An 18,448-nucleotide genomic window follows, 5' to 3' on the forward strand; every position below is an offset into this window, starting at 1 on the left:
CGAGGCTGGGCCACACGCCTAGCGCGCCGGACAGTACTCATCTCAGGTTTGAGCGCCTCTCGCAGGCTCGACGTGCTCACTGCCGGCCACCTTCCGTGGCAGCGGCGCCGCCATGCCCAGGATCTCGGGGGCGAAGGAGAACATCTCCCGGCGCAGCGCGCGCTCGGCGTCCGCCTTGCGCTGGGCCTTGCTCATGGTCGCCCTCGTGGACCTGCTCCTGCTCGTTCGGTCGCTCATCACTCCGCCTCTTCCACCGTCACGACCCCGTCCATCCCCCGGTCCGGGTGATACGACCAGGCGACCGTGATGCCGTCCCAGCTCTCCTCCTGGCGCCCGTCCATGGACGTCGTCTGCCCCATGTGGGAGAGCACGGCAGCGGGCACCTCCAGGACGTCGAGCACGCATTCGATGTCCTGGAAGTCTGCTCCGCCGAGGTAGTCCTCCTTCCCCTTGTTGTCGAAGGTCAAGGACAGTCCCTCGTCGGCAACGACGAACCACGTGCTCTCGGCCTGGCCGCACAGGCCCACTGCCTTGGTCAGGGTCTCCGCGCGAGCCGCCTGCGCTGTGGCGGCCGAGACCTGATCGGCACGCGCTTCGGCTGCCACCTCCCGTTCCTGTGCAGCGTCCTGCCCCGCGCCGATCGCGGCCATACCGCCGGCCCCGACGACGAGTCCGATCACTCCCGTCACGACGGGCAGCACCCAGGTGGGTCGCTTCCCCGGCCCGACGGCGGGGCTCCCCTCTCCCGTCGACGCCGCCCAGACCTGGGCGTCGGTTGGCGACGGGGGCGGCGGAACGTCGGCAGCGAGTTCGCCGCTGTCCGGGACGGGCGCGGTGGGCTGGTCAGTCATGGTTTCTCCTGGGATCACGGTGGAACGGGGTTCAGGGGATCGACCCGGTGCTCAGTCTCTGCGGCGCAGGGGTGGGACGCGACGAGTGCCGCGATAAGGGGATGATCAGATAGATCGCGATCGCCGGTAGCGTCTGCGGGTGATAGTCGGCGATGCCCGGCGAGCCGCATCCCAGCCGTCGACGCCGAGCACCTGAGCACGGAAGTCGCCACCACAGCCGAGGAGAACACCGTGACCCACCAGCCCGGCTGGTACCCCGACCCGTACGACCCGCGGCTGGTGCGCTGGTTTGACGGGCAGCAGTGGACCCGGCACTCACAGGCCGTCCAGACCACCGTGCCTTCTCCAAGCCCCCGGAAGCTGAGCACGGGTTCGATCGTGCTGATCGTGGTGGGCGCGATCCTCCTCCTGTGTGCGATCGTCGCGATGATCCTCGGCGTCGTCGCCCTCGTTGCGTTCTTCGCGAATATCGCTCAGGGAGTCGTCTGCGGAGAGAGCCCGCACTACTGCACGTAGCAGGTTCCGGTCGGAGGCGCTCACCGCGGACATGTTCAGCCCCCGTTGAGCGCGTTCTCGTACTCCAGGGCGGACTGCATGAGCTCGTCCTCGGTCACGAAGCCGTCCCACTCGCGCAGGTACGGCCTGTCGAAGTCGATTCCGTTGCTGCACTCGACGTCGTCGTGCCAGTCCTCGTTGAAGGTGATCGAGAGATAGCACGACCAGGCTGCCGGCTGTTCGGGCGCCATCTGTTCCCACTGGTACTCCAGGTCGTACTCGTCCGGGACACCCTCTTCTGGTACGTAGATCGCAGGCTCTTCGTAGTTTCCGAAGTCGTCAGTGTCGTTGGCCCAGATTCCATGGGACCCGCTTCCGCCCGGGGCATAGGCGGCGCAGCCCGTCGTCAGGAGTCCCAGGAAAGACAAGACGACGACCCCGGCTGTTTTCCGCACCGCGTTCCGCTCCCTTCTACGCTTCGATCGTCTTGTGCTCAGCGGCCCGATATTAGTCACCTCCGTCACCGTCGGACAGGGTCGGCCGGGTGAACTATCCGAAGAATCCCGCGACCACGACAGAGACGAGACACGCCGCGATCGACGAGACGAGCATCGGGGCGGCTCGCCGACGGGCATCCCGTCGGAGGCGCCCGGTCTCCGATGCTCTCTCGGCCTCCCAGGCCGCGACGAGCCCCGGGTACGCGGCGGTCGCGCGGTCGAACTCGACGTTGAGACGAGCCTGGCGTTCTGCCTGATCGGCCCGCGCGCGAACCATCTCGGCGACCCAGACCTCGTGGTCCGGGTTCACCTGGTGGGCGTAGCGCGGGCCGTAGCGCTTGATGCACGTCGAGCCGACCCGGGCTCGCATGCTCTCGCCGTTGGTCAGCGGCCGGCCACAGATCACGCACACCCGCGAGAGCAGCGGGATCTGCCGCGGAGGCTCGCGCCGGACGCGCCCCAGCTTCGCGACCGTGCGATGCGGCCGGCGTGGGCGACGGTAGTCCAGGTGTCGGCCGAAGAGGACAGCGCTCACCACGAACCAGATGAGGCTCGAGAGCAGGGCGACCGCCACAGCGGGTCCTCCGAGGAGCCCGAGGGCGCCGACCAGGAGGGCGGCGACCAGCAGCAGCCAGCGCTTCCGGCCCGACGGCGCCGGGCCCGTTCGTGGATCGGGTCCGCGGGGGCGGCACCCGCCTCGGGCGCCACGTCAGTGACGCCGGCGTGATGGTTCATGACTTCCTGCTGTCGGGTGAAGGGTGCGGCGGGCAGGGGAGATCGGGCGACGACGACATCGCCGCCTCCGGGAGGGTCGGTCGAAATGAGCGGTGATCGAGATGCGGCGAACGGGGGCTGATCAGGCGCAATGGCCCCCGTGAGCCGCATCTCGATCACACAGGATCGCGGCGGCGTCGCGGATCGCGGTCAGGCGACCTCGGAGACGGCGCGCTCGGCATCCTTGACACGGAGCTTGCCGGACATGAGCTGCGGGAGCAGGGCGTCGCGGGTGGCGGCGAGGGTGCGGCTCTCGTCACGGCTCGAGATCGCCCGCAAGCCGAGTGCATCGATCTGCCCAACCAGCACATCACTCATGACACGAGGGTCTGGGACGAGCGTCGACAGCATCTCAGCCGGCTTGACGCGCTGATGGCTCCCAGAGGTTCCGGCGACCATCGCCTCAAGAGCCGATCCGAAAGCAGGCTGCGACGTCAGCGCCCAGAGCAACGTTGTCGACGAGAACCTCGGCCGAAGGGTGACGAACTCCGTCGAAGCCAGGGAAGTCAACGGCGAGATAGTCGGGATATTCCAGACCCGGGGAAACCGCGGGTTCAGCTTCGACACGAGGACGCTCGGTTCCCCAACGAGGAACTTGTTGCTCTTGATCTCCTGCGGACCGACGACCTCGGGCTCGATCCCCGCATCAAAGGCCGGCAAGCTGAAGTGGGCCACCCTGTCATCTGCAAGCCCGTCAGGGTTCACCGTGGTCTTGATGTGCTCAACGATCTCACCGAGCGGGACCGTAACGGGCACAGCCGAAGCGAGTGTCCGCGCAAGGTCCTCGGCCGTGGAGGCAAGCTTGGTGTTGGCCGCGATCTTGTCGTCGAGCGCACCGAGCACCGCGGCAACGGCACGCTGCCGGTCGAGGGGAGGCATCAGAAGGCGATGTTCACCGATCTGACGACTGCTGATATGCGGAATAGATGTGCCGGTTTGCACCGATACGACATACTCCGCAAAAGTCGCGTTGTTCACCGCATAACCCAAGAATCTCTGATCCACCTCCCCTTTGGCTCGAAGACGCGCCACACGTTGCACCAGAAGCGAAGGGGTGTCGGATTCCTGAACTACTGCACATTTCAACCCAGCGCCTACCCATGGCCGGTCCATGGCAAGAACAACATCATGGGGCCTCAGGCTGTACATCGCTTCGCGCGTCGATGGGTCCATCCACTTCACACCATCCCATTTCGCAACGCCCTGCCCAACGTTGTCTCCGCGCAGAAGCCTGTGACTTCCAGAATCCCGAAAGTCGGAACTCTTAAACGGAAATCCGCAGACGATATCCGCCGAATCGGCAAGTGTTGACTCGCGCCACCCCTCCGGGATCACAGAACCCTCCCCAGCTGCTCCCGCACCACGGCCTCGAGCCGTGCCGACTCCTCGAACTGCTCGAAGAGCTCGCCCGTCAGCCGCGCGATCTTGTCCTCGATGGGCTCGCCGTCGTCCTCGACCTCGGCGGCCCCGACGTAGCGTCCGGGCGTGAGCGCGTATCCCGCGTCCTTGATCTCGGCCAGGCTCACGGAGCGGGCGAAGCCCAGCTCGTCGTCGTACACCGCTCCCGCGGCAACCGCCGAGGGGGTGCCACGCCACGCGTGGTAGGTCCCCGCGATCTTGGCGATGTCGTCGTCGGACAGCGCGCGCTCGGCTCGGTCGACCATGTACCCGAGGTTGCGGGCGTCGATGAACAGCACCTGCCCGGTGCGATCCACAGAACCGCGAGCGCCCGCCGTCTTGTCCTTGGCGAAGAACCAGACGCACACGGGGATGCCCGTGGAGCGGAAGAGCTGGGTCGGCAGCGCGACCATGCAGCTCACGAGGTCGGCCTCGACGATCTGCGCGCGGATCTCGCCCTCGCCGCCCGAGTTGGACGACATGGACCCGTTGGCCATGACCACGGCCGCATACCCGGTAGGCGTCAGCTTGGAGAGGATGTGCTGGATCCACGCGTAGTTCGCATTGCCCACGGGCGGAACACCGAAGCGCCAGCGCGGGTCCGACTCCGAGCGCGACCAGTCCTTGATGTTGAACGGCGGGTTGGACATGACGTAGTCCATCGGGGTGTCCGCGTGCTGGTCGCGCGCGAACGTGTCCCCCCAGCGGGGCCCCAGGTTGCCCGTGAGACCGTGGATCGCGAGGTTCATCTTCGCGAGGCGCCACGTGCGCTCGTTGAGCTCCTGGCCGTAGACCGAGATCTCCTGCGGGCTTCCGCCGTGCTTCTCGATGAACTTCTCGGCCTGCACGAACATGCCGCCCGACCCGCACGCCGGGTCGTACACGCGCCCGCTGTACGGCTCGAGGACCTCCACGAGGACCCGCACCACGCCCGCGGGCGTGTAGAACTCGCCGCCGCGCTTGCCCTCGGCGCGCGCGAACTTCTCCAGGAAGTACTCGTACACCTCGCCCAGCAGGTCGCGCGCCTTGGACGCGCCCTGACCCGTGAAGCGCGTCGAGTTGAACAGGTCGAGCAGCTCGCCCAGGCGTCGCTGCTCCACGTTGTCACGGTTGAAGATGCGCGGCAGCGTGGCCGCGAGCGACGGGTTGGACCCCATGATCTGGTCCATGGCGTCGTCGATCAGCTGCCCGATCGGCGCGAACGGCTCGCCCATGGCCGCCGGCCGGCCCTTCGCGTTCTCCGCGAGGTATCCCCAACGTGCGCGGACGGGGATCCAGAAGACCCCAGCTCTCGTGTACTCGTCGATGTCCTCGAGGAACTGCTGGCTCTGCTCCTCGCTCAGGCCGTCGGCGGCGAGCTCCGCGAGGATCTCGCCGCGACGCTCCTCGAACGCGTCCGAGACGTACTTGAGGAACACGAGCCCCAGGATCACGTCCTTGTACTGCGAGGCGTCCATGGAGCCGCGGAGCTTGTCCGCGGCCTTCCACAGCGTGTCCTTGAGCTCCTTCATCGACGAAGGAGCTGAGGGAGCCGCCTTGCTCGTGGCTGCTGCCTTGGTGCGGGGAGGCACTTGTCCTGCTTTCTTCGGGGTCGTGGGGACGTCGAACAGGGTCGGGGCGTCGTCAGGCATTGTCCACCGTTCGGAGCTGGATGAGGGCGTCGGCGACGCCCCGGGTCAGGGTCGTGCGGAGCTCGGCGAGGCGTCGGGCCTCGTCGAGCACCAGGGTTTCGCGCTGCCCGACGGCGGCGAGCAGCTCTTCGAGAGCGCTCACCTGGTCCTCGGGGACCTCGCGCACCTCCCACGTGCGCCACCGCTTGGCGGTCGCACGCTGGGACGTGATGTCCTCGGCGAGGACGTGCGGGACGAGGCCAGGGGCTCGCGCCCGGTCGATGCGCAGCACCTGCGCCGGGAACTCGACCACGGACAGTCCGACGTGGTCGACCACTGCGGCCGGGTAGGGCGCGGTGCAGAAGATCACGTCGCCAGGCTCGGTGTACCGGGCGGCCGGGAGCGTCGAGAACGTGAGCCGGTCCATTCGACGGTCGCCGAGGATCACGTCACCGGTCAGCTCGGCAGGACCGACGACCGGCACCTCTCCGACCGCACCGACGGCGCGGGGGTCCAGCCGGTTCCCGGAGATCCTGCGCACGCCATCGCGGGCCTCGACCGACCGGAGCGTCTCGCGGCGCGGGTCTCGCCCCGGGCCGGGGACGACGGACTCGGCCCCCGCGAGCCCGAGACCTGTGGCGAGCTCGTGGGCATGCACGGCCGCGCGGCCGCCGTCGTCCCGCTGTCCGACTCGGAGCTGGCGGAAGTCCACCGAGAGGTCGCTCTGCAGGGCGACGAGCGCGGACGTGTACGCGAACCGTGTGAAGCGGAAGGCGTGCGCCCGCACGTCGGCGAACGTCCCCTGCGCAGCGACGACGTCGGTCACCAGGTCGTCGACCACGCCCCCGTCGAGCGCTCCCCCGGTGACGCGCTCGCCCGCGAGGTCCGAGACGGTCGTCCACTGCTTGGCAAGCCTGACGTCGGCGGGCGGGTCTCCCAGGACCCAGATCGCGAGGCGTTCGCGAGAACGCCCGGGCAGAAGGCCGGCGGGAAGCTCGACGACGCTCCGCACCTGGTCGTTGCGCAGCAGGCTGGACCGGAGCTTCTCCGCCTCGCCGTCGACCGCTCCCACGAGCGCGCCCGCGGGCCCCAGCACGACGGCGAACCGGCCGGGCTCGCGCTGCACGGCGAGGGTCTCGACCGCGCGCAGGACCTCGTCGTCGGACCACGGGGGGCTGCCGACGGGAGGGAGCTGCGCCACGATCGTCGCGCCGGGCGAGACGGCGTGACCCACGGCGTCGTCGGCGTCGAGGTCCAGCACGCGGACGCCGAGAACACCCAGGCGCCTGCGCGCGAGCCGGGTCGCGGGATCCGTGCGCACGCCGGGCACGGCGCAGGCCGGGGCGTCGTGGTCACCGTTCGCGTCGCTCCCTGCCCGGACTGCTGCCACCAGCAGGTCGCCGCAGTCGGCGTGCGGGTTGGCGAGCATGAGCGGCCCGCGCCCGGACGTGAGCGCCAGGACGATCCTGCCCACGACGTCGAGGGCTCCGTCGGATGCTGCCGACTCGGTGAGCGTCCTGCGTCCGGCCCTGTGCCGGTCGAGCAGGACGGCCTCGAGCGCGCCCGCCGGTGTGTAGGCGGCGTCGGCCGCCGTGTCGGCCAGCTCGCACAGGTCGCCCAGCCGGTCGCCCAGCGCCTCGATCTCCGAGTAGGCCAGGTGGTCGTCGGGGTCCACCTCGTCGGCGAGGTCGAGCACCTCTGCACGACCGAGCGCGCCGAGGAGCTCACCCGTCTGTGCCTTGAGGTAGAGCAGCGACGTGAGGCCGTCGAGCGCCACGTCCGCGTCGAGGCCGGGGACCTCGTCCAGCGCGGCCCTCATCGCGACGTCGGCCGCGAACGAGGGGTTTCGGCCGAGTCCGCTGCGCTCGATCCACGCCGTCACCTCGGAGGCCCGGAACCGCTGCTGGTCACGACGGGTAGCGACCGCCTCGGGGAACGGCGAGGCCGCCGTCGCGTACCGCCGGCGCCACATGGAGACCACGGGGCGCTGCACGTGCGCCAGCTCGGCGATGTCCGGCAGCGACAGCGTGAGGGAGTCGAGGACCGACGGCACAGCAGCTCCCTTCATCAGGACCGGTAGGTGAGCGAGCTCGTCGGGCAAGCTCGCTGGAAGGACAGTAGCGCCTCCCCGATCCATTTCTGCCGCGCAACGCGATAAGCCGGGTTATCAGTTCGGCGGTGGCTCTTCCTCGTCGACTCGACCAGGCTCGTCTCAGTCGATCACCTCCGTGATCACCGCTCCGGCCACGAGCCGGGAAGGGAGGGCACGCATGAGCCACGTCAGGTGCCGTTGCGGACACGTCTACCGCATCCTCGGCGGCCGCGGCCTGTGTCCGCGCTGCGTCTCGCTGACGCCGCCGGCCTCCCCGACCGTCCCGCACGAGCCGGCCGACCGTCCCCGAGAGGACCAGCCATGAACTACCTCCGCTCCGTCCGCGTCGCCCACCTGGGCACCTCGAGCCAGCACATCACCGAGCTGGGATGGTCCTCGACGACCACCGGCCAGCTCTCCCGTGCCACGCGCGACCAGGTCCACGCGTGGATCGTCACGGGCCACACCTTCCGCTCGCTGAGCCCTCAGGGAAACCAGGCGGACGTGGTCGCCAGGACGTCACCCTCCGGGACCCGCTACGTCGCCACGGTCGCCGACGGCCGCGAGACGAACAACCTGCTCAACCTCCCGCGCTTCTGACGCTCATGCCGTTCATCCGCGCGATCCGCACCCTGCCACACGACACCGACACCGCCGTCGCGCCCCCGGGCACAGAAGCGGCCGAGCACGTGGTCGCCGTCCTCCACTCGGTCACGACCACAGGCCCGACGACCACGACCAGCGTCATCGGCGTCCACCGCCGGATCGTCTCCGGCGAGCGCTTCCGCACGTTCGACGAACGCAACCACCACCAGGCCGACGTCGTCGCCCGGATCGGTCCGGACGGGCGACGCCTGCTCGCGACGACGATCGACGGCCGCACGACCCAGCACCTCAGGAACCTGCCGCGCTTCTGACGCGCTGCACCCGGCCGAGCCCACCCTCTCGACGGCACCTCCGCCGTCGGGCCCTCACGAAGGACATCCCATGAAGAACATCGACACCGCCCCCCTGTCCGTCGACCCGGCCACCGGGTCCCACGCGACCGTCACCGGTCGGTCGCGCCGGCGCCTCACGATCGCGGTGGTCGCCCTCGGGCTCGCCGTCGGCCTGACGGGCTGCGGGCTGAGCTCGGACAACCTCACCGCTACGGACGGGAATGCCGCGGACCAGCCCGCCGCCGAAGCGCCCGCTCCCGAGCCGGTCCCGGAGGCGACCCCCGAAGCACCCCCTGCCCCCGCGGGCGGGACGCGCGCCAACCCCTTCCCCGTCGGGACGACCGTCAGCAACGAGGACTGGTCCCTCGTCCTCGGCACCCCGCGCGAGGCCTGGGGGGAGATCAGCGCCGAGAACCAGTTCAACTCGCCGCCCGAGGCCGGGCTCGAGTTCTGGATCGTCCCCGTGACGGCGACCTACCAGGGTGCGACCTCGGGCACTCCGTGGCTCGACATCACAGTGAAGTTCGTCGGCGACGACTCGGTCACCTACGAGGACTACTGCGGCGTCATCCCGGGTGACCTCGACGAGGTCGGGGAGCTCTACGCGGGTGGTGTCGCCGAGGGCAATGTCTGCGTCGCGGTGCCCGCCGGGGCCCCGGGGCTCTGGACCGCGACCACCGGGTGGGGCGAGCCGAGCTTCTTCACGGCACGCTGACCGCGAGGCTCGACGGGACCCGACGGGGCTCGTCCCGCCGAGCACGAGGTTGCGGTCGCTCTGGGCGCCAGGGCGACCGCAACCTCGTGCTCGGCAACCCACCGGGCCGCGCCCAGCAACCGACCCGCACCGGTGGCCCCCGCAGGGCCGCGGTGCCACGATCGGTCTCATGGTCGTGAACGCCGAGGGATGGACCGAGGGAACCGTCGACGTCGCGGGGCACCCGGTGTTCTACCGGCGCAGCGCCGACGTCCCGGACGCCCTGCCGATCGTCCACGTGCACGGCTTCGCGATCTCGGGCACCTACCTCATGCCGACCGCCCGCCGGCTGGCCGCGCGGGCCACGAACCTCGTCCCGGACCTGCCGGGGTACGGCCGGAGCGAACGGTGGGACTACACGCTCGGGATCCCCGCTCTGGCGAACGCGCTGATCCGGATCCTCGACTCCCTCGAGCTCGAGAAGGTGGTCCTGGTCGGCAACTCGATGGGCTGCCCCATCAGCCTCGAGGTCGCGCACAGCGCGCCCGACCGGGTCGACCGCATCGTGCTCGTGTCTCCGGCGGGGGGCGTGCACAACCAGGGTCTTGCGCGGGCCATCCGACAGCTCGCGGCGGACGGTCCGCGCGAGAGCCGCAAGATGGCGCGCGTGGCGGTCCCGGACTACGTGAGGTTCGGGCCGATCAACACGTTCCACCTGTTCAGCGAGCTGACCCGCTTCCCGTCCTTGGAGCGCATCGTCGCGTCGGCGGTCCCGACGCTCGCCGTCATCGGGAGCAGGGACCCGCTCATGCCGCCCCCGACGCGGGTGCGGGAGGTGAGCCGCATGGCAGGGGACCACATCACGATCGCGCTGATCGAGGGCGCGGCGCACGCGATCAACTTCAGCCACCCCGGTGAGCTCGCGCACGTGATCGGGTCCTGGCTCGACGGCGTGAAGATCGTCGACGACCCCGACTCCCCCGGCCTGACCCGCGTCCTGCAGCTCCCGCGCGACTGACCGCCCGCGGGCGGGGCCGCGCGGCCCGACGACGGCACGCGCCGCCCGCAGGTCGCGGCACGTCCGCGTCGGGTCACCCGGCGCGACGCCCACGACGCCCACGACAGGGCCGCCCCTGCCACCCCCGGAGCCCTACGCCCCGACGATCCGCTCGAGCAGGAGCGCGTGCAGCCGGGGGTCGGCGAGCGGCCGGAAGTGGCCCGGGGTGTCGAGCACGACGTCCTGCGCCCCCTCGAGGAAGCTGCCCGCGGGGATGTGCGGGTCCCACCGGCTGTGCACCGAGGTGATGCGCTCGTTCACGTCCCGCTCGGCGGACAGCGCCACGATCGTCGCGTCGTTCGGGATGAATGCGCGCACCGCGGGCGCGACGAACCAGCGCGCGTAGGCCGACCCGGCGAAGGGCGTGTTGATCGCGATCATCGACGCGATCCGGTCCTCGGGGTCGTCGCGCACCATGGCGAGCTTGCCGATGAGCCCGCCCTTGCTGTGCGCGACGACGACCACGTCGCGCAGGTCGTGCTCGCGGACGTAGCGACCGAGGACGGCTGCCCCGGCGGCGACGGGCCGACGGTTGTCGCCGAGCTCCGGGAGCACGTGGACGGCCACGCCGTGCTCGTGCAGCAGGGTGGCGAGCGGCAGGAGGAAGTGCCACGACTCGTACACGCCCGGGACGAGCACGACGGGCGGCCCGACCGGGTGGGCCGGGGTGCGCAGGTCGTCGGGGTCCACCCGGGACGTGATGCCCGCGGCCTGCCAGCGGAGCACGCTCGCGTAGTCGCGCACGCGCCACCACGTGCGTCGCAGGCTCAGGCCCGGACGCACCCCCTGGCCGCCGCTCCCGCCCGGCATGGCTCTCCCGTCGTCGTCACGTCAGGTCGCCGTCGACGTCAGCGGCCCCACCCGATCGTGACCCCTCAGGCCCCGAAGCGCGCGTTCGTCGGCACGATCTGCTTGCCGAGCGGCAGCAGGGAGACGGGGATCATCTTGAGGTTGGCGATGCCCATCGGGATGCCGATGATCGAGACGAACAGCGGGATCGAGGTAATCACGTGCCCGATCGCGAGCCAGATCCCGGCGAAGATCACCCAGATCACGTTGCCGATCGTGGAGAACGCGCCGGCCGTCGGCTTGTCAACCACCGTCCGCCCGAACGGCCACAGCGCGTAGCCGGCGATGCGGAAGCTCGCGATCCCGAACGGGATGGTGATGATGAGGACGCAGCAGATGATGCCGGCCAGGACGTAGCCGAGCGCGAGCCAGAGGCCCGCGAAGATCAGCCAGATGACGTTGAGGATCGCGTTCATGCCCCGATTCTCCCCCAGCCCGGCCACGTGGTCGGGCCGGCCGCGCCACACGACGGGCGCAGCCCCGCGACGGCCCGGCCCACGGCACGCCGCGACCGGTCCGCCCGGGGCGCGCGACGCCGTCGGGCAGGGCTCTCCCCGGCCCGGCGCGCGCCCGCCGAAAACTAGACTGCTCGCGTGTCCTCCCACCGCTCCGCCCCCGGCGACTCCCCTCTCGGCACGACCCCGACCATCGCCGACCGCTACGCCGCGGTGCGCGCGCGCATCGACGCAGCAGCCCTCGCCGCGGGCCGTGCCCCGGACGAGGTGCAGCTCCTTGTCGCGACCAAGACGCAGGACGCCGCGGCGGTCCGCGCGGTCGTGGCCGCGGGCGCGACGCTGATCGGCGAGAACCGCGTCCAGGAGCTCGTCGCCAAGGCCCCCGACCTCGCCGACCTGGTCGCGGACGGCACGGTGCGGGTCCACATGATCGGGCACCTGCAGCGCAACAAGGTCAACCAGGTCCTGGCCACGGCCACGGGCGTCGAGTCGGTCGACTCGCTCGCGCTCGCCGAGGCCCTCGCGAGCCGTTGCGCGCGCGAGGGCCGCACGCTCGACGTGATGGTCCAGGTCAACGTGTCGGGCGAGGAGTCCAAGGCGGGCGTGGGGCCCGACGGCGCCGCGCACCTCTCCCGTCAGGTCGCCGCCCTGGAGGGTCTTCGCCTCACGGGGTTCATGACGATCGGGGCGAACTCCCCCGACACCGCGCTGGTGCGCGCCGGGTTCTCCCGGCTGCGCGACATCCGTGACGAGGTGCTCGCGAGCGGCGCCCAGGGGACGGGAGGGGCGCGCGAGCTCTCGATGGGCATGAGCGGAGACCTCGAGGCGGCGATCGCCGAGGGCGCGACGATCGTGCGCGTGGGGACCGCGGTGTTCGGGGCCCGTGCCGTCGCTGCGCCCGCCGGCTGACCGGCAAGGGACGTGACGCGGGACCGTCCGCATGCCGTGGACGGTCCCGCGCCTCGTGCCGGGCGACCTTCGCGCGGCTAGGACGTCGCGAACTGCTGCAGGTGCGCCAGGACGACCGCCTCGACGGCGCTGCGCGTCCCCAGGACGGCACGGTCGACCCGCGGCATCTGCTCGGCGTGATAGTTGGGCGCGTCGGCCGACCAGTGCACGATCGCGTTGCCGACCAGCACGTAGCCGTTGTATCCCTCGGTCACCCAGTACGCGTCGGCGGAGAGACGCGTGTCCTGAGCGAGCGAGGGGAAGGTCCCGGTGGTGTCCGCAGTGCCCGAGACCTCGACGCTGATCGGGTCACCGGCCTCGACGTAGTCGATCGTCACGGAGGGGCACGACGACGCCCGGTCCTGGACGATCGCGTAGGCGGCGTCGGCCGCGGCCGCGTCGGCGAAGAGGTGGACCTCCTGCTGGAGCCGCCCACCGGGGCTGAGGGTGTCCTGCAAGGCGTAGCCACTGGTGCCGAGTCCCGAGAGGATCGCCGCGATGTCGCAGTTCGCCGGGGACTGGGTGTTCGCCGGGGGGACCCGGGGCTCGTCACGAAGGGTCGTCATGACGTTCCCCTGGATCGCCGGGATGCCGGTGACGACCCCCGCTTCCGGCAGGAGCAGGGACCGGATCGCGGACGGGTCGACGTGCGGCGGCGCCGGGGTGACGACGGACGCGGCCAGCTCGGCCGTCACCTGCGCGGCCTCGGCCCCTTCGGCCGGCGCGGCGATCGTCCCCACCGCCTCACCGGGCCCTTCGCTGTCGGCGGGCGCCTCGGTCGCGCACGCCACGAGCGTGGCGCCGAGGACGAGCACGAGGCCCGCCCGCTTCGTGGCCCGGCCGGCGCCGATGCGCCCGGCCCCTACCGATGATCGCCCGCGTGCTTCCATGACTCCCCCTGCTCGTGGATGTCGCCGCTGATGGTGCGGCGCCGTGTCCCCCCATCCTCGACCGTGGGACACGTGTACCGCATGCCAGCCGGATAACGATCTGACCCCCATTTCGTCGCGATCCGACCTCTCGGCCCACCGCGCCCCGGGCCTGGGTCCCTCGGTGTGGAAGGCGCCCGAGCCCTTCAGGCCCCCAGCAGCTCGAGCGCGCGGCGCACGCCGGGCGCTCCGGCTCCCCGCAGGGCCTCGCGGGCCTCGTCGACGCCGACGCCCGCGAGCAGCATGACGAGCGCGACGTGGATCTCGCCGCCGGCCCGGTGCAGGGTCTGCTCGCACTCGTCCGTCTCGAGCCCCGTGGCCTGGACGAGCATGCGCACGATCCGGGCCCGGAGCTTCTGGTTGGTCGGGCGCACGTCGATCATGAGGTTCGAGTACGTCTTGCCGAGCCGGATCATGGTCGCGGTCGAGAACGTGTTGAGCACGAGCTTCTGCGCCGTGGCGGCCTTCATGCGGGTCGAGCCCGTGACGACCTCAGGACCCGTGTCGAGCAGGATCGCGACGTCGACCCGTGACGCGAGGCGCGCCTGCGGGTTGGCGCTCACGAGCACGGTCGCGGCGCCGCGCTCGCGCGCGACGTCGAACGCGCCTCCCACGTAGGGCGTGCGGCCGCTCGCCGCGAGGCCCACGACCAGGTCGCCGGAGCGCACCTCGTCGGCGTCGGCGCGGCCGAGCTCGACGTCGTCCTCGGCCCCCTCGACCGCGAGCATCATGGCGCCCGCGCCCCCGGCGAGGTGCGCCTCGAACCACTCCTCGCCCACGCCGTACGTGGGCAGCAGCTCGACCGCGTCGAGCACGCCGAGGCGGCCCGACGTGCCCGACCCGAAGTAGTGGACCTTGCCGCCGCCGCGCAGCGCGGCCACCGCGAGGTCGACGGCCGCGGTGATGCGGTCGGCCTCGGCACGCACGGCGTCCGCGACGCCCGCGTCCTCGTCGGTGATGCGTCGCACGACCTCGGCCGTGGGCAGCAGGTCGATGTCCGTGGTGCGCGGGTTGCGCTCCTCGGTCGGCGACGCGAGCCGGAGCACCTCCTGCCAGTCCTCGGCGGCGGAGGCGTGCCCGGCCGAGAGGTCCCCCTGGGTGGCGGGGCGGGTGTCGGTCATCGGTGCGTTCCCTTCGGCATCGGGGCGAGCCCGAACGGGGTGTTGGCCAGCACGAGCCGGCGGATGGGCCCGGTGAACGCGGGCCAGATCAACGGGGTGGGCGGGGTGAGCGAGCCGAGCACGGTCGCGCGGCGCGCCCCGGTCGAGCGTCGACGCTGCTCGCCCTTGGCGGTCCCGGCGACCCCGTGGGCCGACAGGAAGCCGAGGAGCGCGAACAGGTACGCCTCCTTGGCGTCGATCGGCATGCCGAGCTGGTCGGCCGTGAGGAGCTCGCACCCCTCGGGCAGGTAGGCGCGCAGCCGCGCGAGCAGGGTCGGGTTGTGCGCTCCGCCGCCCGAGACGACGACGCGACGCACCTCGCGCTGGGGGTCACCGTCACGGTGGGCGCCCTGAGCGACCGAGAGCAGGCCCTCCGCGATGGTCACGGCGGTGAGCTCGGTGAGCGTCGCGACGAGGTCGGCGCCCGTGAGGTCGGGGCGGACCGCAGCGAGCTTGCGCGGCACGTAGGTCGCGTCGAACAGCTCGCGACCGGTCGACTTGGGTGCCTTGGCCGCGAAGTACGGGTCGTCGAGCAGCGCGCGCAGCGCGGCCTGGTCCACGGTCCCGGTCGCGCCCAGGGCGCCGTCCCGGTCGTACGGCTCGCCCGTGAGCTGGCGCATCGTGAGGTCGATGAGGCAGTTGCCGGGCCCGGTGTCCCACCCGGTCACGGGTGCCTCGACCTCGCCGACGAGCGTGACGTTCGCGATCCCGCCGATGTTGAGCGCTGCGCTGAGCCCGGCCGGCGCGCCGTCCGGGGACTGCGGGTCGCGCCCGAGCCACAGCGCGTCGAGCACGCTCACGAGCGGTGCGCCCTGGCCGCCCGCGGCGATGTCCGCGACCCGGAAGCCGCTGATGACGGGGCGGCGGGTGCGTTCGGCGATCCACGCGGCGTTGCCGAGCTGGAGGCTGCCGTGCGCGCGAGCGCCCACGACCCAGTGGTAGAGCGTCTGGCCGTGCGACGCGACGAGGTCGACGTCGCCGCCCGCCACGTCGTCGATGGCCTGGCGTCCGGCGCGGCCGAACTCCTGCCCGATGAGCGTGTCGAGCTGCGTGACCTCGCCCATGTCGACGGGAGCCGGCGGCAGCGCCTTGAGGATGCGTTCGCGCAGCGCGGCGGGCCACTCGTACTCGGTGTGCCCCAGGGGGCGCATGCGCAGGACCCCGTCGGGGCCCAGGTGGAAGTCGGCGGCGGCCGCGTCGATCGCGTCGACCGACGTGCCGGAGGACAGGCCGAGGACGATCATCGGGTCACCTCCGCGGTGGTGGCGGTCAGCTGCCCGACGGCGGCGCGCGCGTTGGCACGCCCGGTGCCGCACGCGACGACCACGGTGGTCTCGTCCCCGAACCAGGCGGGCACGGCGTCCGGGAACCCGGTGTGCACCACGACGAGCCCGGGGCGCGCGGCGCGCAGGGCGTCGAGCATGCCGGCCTCGCGGCCGCCCGGGACGGGTTCGCGCGTGATGACGACCAGGGGGCGGACGGGGTCGCCGTCGGGCCGGGCCGTCGAGACCGCGGCGAGCGTCGCCTCCCACCCGGCCGGGTCGGAGAAGACGTGGACCTCGGTGCCGGGGAACGTCGCACGGAGCGCGCTCTGGACGTGCTGGGCGGTGCGCCCCGCGGCGTGGTCGAACCGCTGGCGCAGGTCGATCACGTCGGGCGCGGGCCCGGAGGGGTCGAGGCGTGCGAGAGGTCCGTGCGTCCGCACGGCCCGCTCGGCGGCCTCCTGCCCGACGGCGGCGAGCGCCTCGAGCGCAGCGGTCGCCTCGGTCGGGCCGCACGTCGCGCCCGCGGAGGCCTGGAGCTCGCGCACCCGGCGCACGGTGCGCGCCGTGCGGGCCGCGGACCCGAGCAGGCGCTCGATCGTGACCCGGCCCTGCTCGACGGCCGCGAGGAGCGCGCTCTGCGCCTGGCGGAACAGCTCCTCGTCGTCGCGCCCGACCGTGGTGCCGAGGCACAGCAGGTCGGCCCCGCCCTCGATCGCCTGGACGGCGACCTCGCCGATCCCGTCGGCGCCCTTGACCGCGCCCATGTCCAGGGCGTCGGTGATGATCGGCCCTTCGAAGCCCATCTCCCGTGCCACGAGCGCCGCAGCAGGCTCGAGCGAGACCGGCCGCGGGCCGATCGCCGGGACCAGCAGGTGCGCGGTCATGATCGAGTCGATCGCCACGTCGGGCTCGAAGGCCCGGACGAACGGCGGCAGGTCGCGCTCGCGGATCGTCTCGAGCGGGTCGTCGACCACGGGCAGCGACAGGTGGGAGTCCACGTCGGTCGCGCCGTGCCCCGGGAAGTGCTTGCCGCACGCCCCGACCCCGGCCCGGTGCAGGCCCTGCACGAACGCGGCCCCGTGCCGGGACACCAGGTCGGGCGTCGCGCCGAACGCGCGCACACCGACCACGGGGTTCTCGGTCCGGGAGTTGACGTCGAGCACGGGGGCGAGGTCGAGGTCCACGCCCGTCGCGGCGAGCAGGCGGCCGAGCGCGAGCCCGACCCGCTCGGTGAGGTCATCGTCGTCGATCGTCCCGAGCGCAGCCGCCCCCGGGATGCTCGACCCCGTGGCGGCCTCGAGGCGGCTGACGTCCCCGCCCTCCTCGTCGATCGCGATCAACAGGTCGGGCGAGACCTCGTGGAGGCTCGCCGAGAGCCTGGCGGTCGTGGCGACGTCGGGCGTGTTGTACGCGAAGTAGATGACGCCCGCGAGGCCCTCCTCGCAGGCCGAGAGCAGCCAGGCCGGGGCGTCCGTCCCCGTGAAACCGGGGAGCAGGACGCCGTTGACGGCGCGCAGCGCGTCGTGGTGCACGGTGGTCATCCCTTCACCGACCCAGCGGTCAGGCCGGAGGACAGGTTGCGCTGCACGAGGACGAAGAAGACGATCACGGGCAGCGTGATGAGGGTCGAGGCGGCCATGACCGCGCCCCAGTCGGTCGTGTTCTCGCCGAAGAACTTCTGCAGGCCGATCGGCACGGTGTACTTGGCCGACTGCTGCAGGAAGGTCAGGGCGAAGATGAACTCGTTCCAGGCCGTGATGAACGAGAAGACGCTCGTGGCGACGACGCCGGGGGCGACGAGCGGCAGCAGGATCTTCCAGAACATGCGACCCCACGAGGCGCCGTCGAGGTACGCGGCCTCCTCGAGCTCGACCGGGACCGCCGCGACGAAGCCGCGCAGCATCCAGATCGCGAACGACAGCGAGAAGGCGATGTAGACGATCGTCAGGCCCAGGAGCGAGTTGAGCATGCCGAGGGTGCGCATCTGGAGGAACAGCGGGATGACGAGGGCCTCGAGGGGCACCATCTGCACCATGAGGACGAGCACGAGGATCGACTTGCGGAACCGGAATTTGAAGCGGCTCACGGCCACCGCGGCGAGCAGCGCGAGCACCGACGAGAAGACGACCGCGCCGATCGCGACGATGATCGAGTTCCGGAGGTACTGGCCGAACCCGCCGTCGTCGATCACGGTCACGAAGTTGTCCCACGTGACGCCGGCGGGCAGGATCCGCGCCCCGCGGGTCGCGGCCTCGGGGTCGATCGCCGAGGAGAACATCCAGTAGGCCGGGAACAGCGCGAAGACGAGCAGCGCGACGATGCCCACGACCTTGCCCGCGGTGGGCAGAGGGCGCTTGCGCGCCTTGACCCGCAGGACCTGCGGGGGGCGCGGGGCGAGCGAGGCACGGTCGTCGGTCGTTCCGCCCCCCGTGCGGT

The 18,448-nt window shown here is 71.6% G+C and carries 20 protein-coding genes; 6 read left to right on the forward strand and 14 right to left on the reverse strand.

Annotated elements, in window-relative coordinates; all coding sequences use genetic code 11:
• Positions 1-42 precede the first annotated feature (42 nt).
• Both H9641_RS10335 and H9641_RS10340 read right to left on the reverse strand, forming a co-directional pair.
• A complete protein-coding gene (locus H9641_RS10335) occupies positions 43-195 on the reverse strand; it encodes a hypothetical protein (RefSeq protein WP_191803433.1) in 153 nt (50 codons plus the stop codon).
• Positions 196-236: 41 nt separating this feature from the next.
• The gene (locus H9641_RS10340; RefSeq protein WP_191803434.1) at positions 237-680 is read right to left on the reverse strand and encodes a hypothetical protein; all 444 of its coding nucleotides are present in this window, start codon (positions 678-680) and stop codon (positions 237-239) included.
• A gap of 402 nt (positions 681-1,082) precedes the next feature.
• Here H9641_RS10340 and H9641_RS10345 point away from each other — a divergent pair, with 402 nt between their 5' ends.
• Complete coding sequence (locus H9641_RS10345; protein WP_191803435.1) at positions 1,083-1,367, forward strand: DUF2510 domain-containing protein; 285 nt, start codon at positions 1,083-1,085, stop codon at positions 1,365-1,367.
• Positions 1,368-1,402: 35 nt separating this feature from the next.
• Here H9641_RS10345 and H9641_RS10350 read toward each other — a convergent pair whose 3' ends face one another.
• The 5 genes from H9641_RS10350 to H9641_RS10370 all read right to left on the reverse strand — a co-directional run bounded on the left by H9641_RS10350 (position 1,403) and on the right by H9641_RS10370 (position 7,693).
• The gene (locus tag H9641_RS10350; RefSeq protein WP_191803436.1) at positions 1,403-1,870 is read right to left on the reverse strand and encodes a hypothetical protein; all 468 of its coding nucleotides are present in this window, start codon (positions 1,868-1,870) and stop codon (positions 1,403-1,405) included.
• 25 nt (positions 1,871-1,895) lie between these two features.
• Positions 1,896-2,417 carry a DUF6011 domain-containing protein gene (locus tag H9641_RS10355; protein WP_191803437.1) on the reverse strand — a complete coding sequence of 174 codons (522 nt, stop codon included), beginning with the start codon at positions 2,415-2,417 and terminating at the stop codon, positions 1,896-1,898.
• Positions 2,418-2,767: 350 nt separating this feature from the next.
• Positions 2,768-3,799 carry a restriction endonuclease subunit S domain-containing protein gene (locus H9641_RS10360; protein ID WP_404821936.1) on the reverse strand — a complete coding sequence of 344 codons (1,032 nt, stop codon included), beginning with the start codon at positions 3,797-3,799 and terminating at the stop codon, positions 2,768-2,770.
• Positions 3,800-3,948: 149 nt separating this feature from the next.
• Positions 3,949-5,526: a class I SAM-dependent DNA methyltransferase gene (locus H9641_RS10365; protein WP_191803546.1), complete on the reverse strand. Its 1,578-nt coding sequence runs from the start codon at positions 5,524-5,526 to the stop codon at positions 3,949-3,951.
• A gap of 112 nt (positions 5,527-5,638) precedes the next feature.
• The gene (locus H9641_RS10370; RefSeq protein WP_191803439.1) at positions 5,639-7,693 is read right to left on the reverse strand and encodes a hypothetical protein; all 2,055 of its coding nucleotides are present in this window, start codon (positions 7,691-7,693) and stop codon (positions 5,639-5,641) included.
• A 345-nt stretch (positions 7,694-8,038) separates the two neighbouring features.
• Here H9641_RS10370 and H9641_RS10375 point away from each other — a divergent pair, with 345 nt between their 5' ends.
• From H9641_RS10375 to H9641_RS10390, 4 genes are all read left to right on the forward strand, one after another.
• The gene (locus H9641_RS10375; protein ID WP_191803440.1) at positions 8,039-8,317 is read left to right on the forward strand and encodes a DUF3892 domain-containing protein; all 279 of its coding nucleotides are present in this window, start codon (positions 8,039-8,041) and stop codon (positions 8,315-8,317) included.
• 5 nt (positions 8,318-8,322) lie between these two features.
• Positions 8,323-8,634, forward strand: coding sequence for a hypothetical protein (locus H9641_RS10380; RefSeq protein ID WP_191803441.1), 312 nt, complete (start codon positions 8,323-8,325; stop codon positions 8,632-8,634).
• A 70-nt stretch (positions 8,635-8,704) separates the two neighbouring features.
• Positions 8,705-9,370: a hypothetical protein gene (locus tag H9641_RS10385; RefSeq protein ID WP_191803443.1), complete on the forward strand. Its 666-nt coding sequence runs from the start codon at positions 8,705-8,707 to the stop codon at positions 9,368-9,370.
• Between the two features lie 169 nt (positions 9,371-9,539).
• A complete protein-coding gene (locus H9641_RS10390) occupies positions 9,540-10,367 on the forward strand; it encodes an alpha/beta fold hydrolase (RefSeq protein ID WP_191803445.1) in 828 nt (275 codons plus the stop codon).
• 132 nt (positions 10,368-10,499) lie between these two features.
• On the opposite strand, the gene H9641_RS10395 is transcribed toward H9641_RS10390, so the two are convergent.
• Both H9641_RS10395 and H9641_RS10400 read right to left on the reverse strand, forming a co-directional pair.
• Complete coding sequence (locus tag H9641_RS10395) at positions 10,500-11,216, reverse strand: esterase/lipase family protein (protein WP_191803447.1); 717 nt, start codon at positions 11,214-11,216, stop codon at positions 10,500-10,502.
• Between the two features lie 65 nt (positions 11,217-11,281).
• The gene (locus H9641_RS10400; RefSeq protein WP_191803449.1) at positions 11,282-11,671 is read right to left on the reverse strand and encodes a YccF domain-containing protein; all 390 of its coding nucleotides are present in this window, start codon (positions 11,669-11,671) and stop codon (positions 11,282-11,284) included.
• Positions 11,672-11,848: 177 nt separating this feature from the next.
• On the opposite strand from H9641_RS10400, the gene H9641_RS10405 reads away from it, so the two are divergent.
• Positions 11,849-12,619: a YggS family pyridoxal phosphate-dependent enzyme gene (locus H9641_RS10405; RefSeq protein ID WP_191803451.1), complete on the forward strand. Its 771-nt coding sequence runs from the start codon at positions 11,849-11,851 to the stop codon at positions 12,617-12,619.
• 77 nt (positions 12,620-12,696) lie between these two features.
• Here the strand turns inward: H9641_RS10405 and H9641_RS10410 are convergent, their stop codons facing one another.
• The 5 genes from H9641_RS10410 to H9641_RS10430 all read right to left on the reverse strand — a co-directional run bounded on the left by H9641_RS10410 (position 12,697) and on the right by H9641_RS10430 (position 18,386).
• Positions 12,697-13,548 (reverse strand): hypothetical protein, encoded by an 852-nt coding sequence (locus H9641_RS10410; protein ID WP_191803453.1) that lies wholly within the window; start codon positions 13,546-13,548, stop codon positions 12,697-12,699.
• A 185-nt stretch (positions 13,549-13,733) separates the two neighbouring features.
• Entirely contained in the window at positions 13,734-14,708 is a 975-nt protein-coding gene (locus H9641_RS10415) for an N-acetylmuramic acid 6-phosphate etherase (RefSeq protein WP_082618627.1), read from the reverse strand.
• Positions 14,705-15,991: an anhydro-N-acetylmuramic acid kinase gene (locus H9641_RS10420; protein WP_191803455.1), complete on the reverse strand. Its 1,287-nt coding sequence runs from the start codon at positions 15,989-15,991 to the stop codon at positions 14,705-14,707. Before H9641_RS10420 ends, H9641_RS10415 begins: the two co-directional genes overlap by 4 nt.
• Entirely contained in the window at positions 15,988-17,553 is a 1,566-nt protein-coding gene (locus tag H9641_RS10425; RefSeq protein ID WP_191803457.1) for a glycoside hydrolase family 3 protein, read from the reverse strand. The genes H9641_RS10420 and H9641_RS10425 overlap by 4 nt, the downstream gene beginning before the upstream one ends.
• Positions 17,550-18,386: a carbohydrate ABC transporter permease gene (locus H9641_RS10430; RefSeq protein WP_404821938.1), complete on the reverse strand. Its 837-nt coding sequence runs from the start codon at positions 18,384-18,386 to the stop codon at positions 17,550-17,552. Before H9641_RS10430 ends, H9641_RS10425 begins: the two co-directional genes overlap by 4 nt.
• Positions 18,387-18,448 lie beyond the last annotated feature (62 nt).

Source organism: Oerskovia merdavium (assembly GCF_014836755.1).
In the GTDB taxonomy this organism is placed as follows: Bacteria; Actinomycetota; Actinomycetes; order Actinomycetales; family Cellulomonadaceae; genus Oerskovia; species Oerskovia merdavium.

Excerpts from the sequence above, each read along its gene's own strand:
- H9641_RS10420 (WP_191803455.1), bottom strand. The coding sequence starts at position 15,991 with ATGATCGTCCTCGGCCTGTCCTCCGGCACGTCGGTCGACGCGATCGAC.
- H9641_RS10425 (WP_191803457.1), bottom strand. The coding sequence starts at position 17,553 with ATGACCACCGTGCACCACGACGCGCTGCGCGCCGTCAACGGCGTCCTG.
- H9641_RS10370 (WP_191803439.1), bottom strand. The coding sequence starts at position 7,693 with ATGAAGGGAGCTGCTGTGCCGTCGGTCCTCGACTCCCTCACGCTGTCG.
- H9641_RS10380 (WP_191803441.1), top strand. The coding sequence starts at position 8,323 with ATGCCGTTCATCCGCGCGATCCGCACCCTGCCACACGACACCGACACC.
- H9641_RS10390 (WP_191803445.1), top strand. The coding sequence starts at position 9,540 with ATGGTCGTGAACGCCGAGGGATGGACCGAGGGAACCGTCGACGTCGCG.
- H9641_RS10415 (WP_082618627.1), bottom strand. The coding sequence starts at position 14,708 with ATGACCGACACCCGCCCCGCCACCCAGGGGGACCTCTCGGCCGGGCAC.
- H9641_RS10385 (WP_191803443.1), top strand. The coding sequence starts at position 8,705 with ATGAAGAACATCGACACCGCCCCCCTGTCCGTCGACCCGGCCACCGGG.
- H9641_RS10400 (WP_191803449.1), bottom strand. The coding sequence starts at position 11,671 with ATGAACGCGATCCTCAACGTCATCTGGCTGATCTTCGCGGGCCTCTGG.
- H9641_RS10335 (WP_191803433.1), bottom strand. The coding sequence starts at position 195 with ATGAGCAAGGCCCAGCGCAAGGCGGACGCCGAGCGCGCGCTGCGCCGG.
- H9641_RS10375 (WP_191803440.1), top strand. The coding sequence starts at position 8,039 with ATGAACTACCTCCGCTCCGTCCGCGTCGCCCACCTGGGCACCTCGAGC.
- H9641_RS10410 (WP_191803453.1), bottom strand. The coding sequence starts at position 13,548 with ATGGAAGCACGCGGGCGATCATCGGTAGGGGCCGGGCGCATCGGCGCC.
- H9641_RS10395 (WP_191803447.1), bottom strand. The coding sequence starts at position 11,216 with ATGCCGGGCGGGAGCGGCGGCCAGGGGGTGCGTCCGGGCCTGAGCCTG.
- H9641_RS10365 (WP_191803546.1), bottom strand. The coding sequence starts at position 5,526 with ATGAAGGAGCTCAAGGACACGCTGTGGAAGGCCGCGGACAAGCTCCGC.